The sequence below is a fragment of the Curtobacterium sp. B18 genome (genome assembly GCF_000333375.1).
Taxonomy (GTDB): domain Bacteria; phylum Actinomycetota; class Actinomycetes; order Actinomycetales; family Microbacteriaceae; genus Curtobacterium.
In genome coordinates this window covers 1-1,092 of record NZ_BACZ01000159.1, presented here as the reverse complement: position 1 = coordinate 1,092, position 1,092 = coordinate 1, and the positions used below count along the sequence as shown (strand labels likewise).

The window sequence follows — 1,092 nt, the reverse complement described above, 5'->3', positions numbered from 1 at the left end:
CGGGCCCGTGCCGCCGACCCGGACGACCTCGTCCGCGGCTTCCTGCTCACGCCGCCCGACGAGGAGCCCGGCAGCGTCTTCGCCTACAACCAGCCGTGCACCTACACGCTCGGTGCCATCGTCCGGCGGGTCAGCGGCGGCACGCTGGTCGACTACCTGCGCCCGCGGCTGCTCGACCCGCTCGGCATCGACGACCTCGCTTGGCGACGCGACGAGACCGGCGCGGAGCTCGGCTTCAGCGGCTGCTACGCGCCGACCTGGGCGATCGCGCGGCTCGGCCAGCTGTACCTGCAGCGTGGCGTGTGGGACGGCGAGCGGATCCTCGACGAGGACTGGGTCGCCCAGGCCACGAGCACGCAGGTCGAGAACCCGGCCGAGGAGGACCCGGACTGGTCGCAGGGCTACGGCTTCCAGTTCTGGATGGCCCGCCACGGGTACCGCGGCGACGGCGCCTACGGCCAGTTCTGCGTCGTCCTGCCCGAGCAGGACGTCGTCCTCGCGCTCACCGGGCAGAGCCTCGACATGCAGGCCGTCCTCGACGCGGCCTGGCAGCACCTCCTGCCCGCCCTCGAGGCAGTGGACGTCGACGCGGCCGCGGACGCCGGCCTGGAGGCGCGGCTCACCTCCTTGGGGCTGCCACCGGTGGCGGGTGGGCGCCTCCCCGAGCACCTCGCCGACGTCTCCCTGCGGTCCCGCCCGGGTGGGATCCTCGACGCGGTCACGTTCGCGCGCGACGGCGACGGGATCCGCATGACCGTGACCGACGACGGACGCTCGGACTCGGTGCCGCTCGGCGAAGGACGATGGGCCGTCGACGGCGCCCTCGCGGCGAGCGCCGCGACCGAGCCGGACGGGACGGTTCGCGTCGGGTTGCGGTTCGTCGAGACGCCGCACCTGCTGCACCTGCGCGTCGACCTCGACCGGGGCACGGTCGGGGCGAAGTGGGGGACCGAGCCCCTGCACGACGGGGCGATGACGCTCCGGCGCCCCGCCGACTGACCGGGACTAGGGGATGTCGGAGCGGTGCTCGACGACGTCCTGGAGCTCGGGCCGCTTCGCGGTCACCCGTCGCCCGAGGACGTGTGCTTGATC

General features: G+C 74.2%; 1 protein-coding gene. It reads left to right on the top strand.

Features of this window, described 5'->3' with window-relative positions; translation table 11 throughout:
• Window positions 1–999: serine hydrolase domain-containing protein (locus I5E_RS04345; protein ID WP_022905916.1), on the top strand; the 999-nt coding region annotated here is incomplete at its 5' end.
• Window positions 1,000–1,092: the final 93 nt, after the last annotated feature.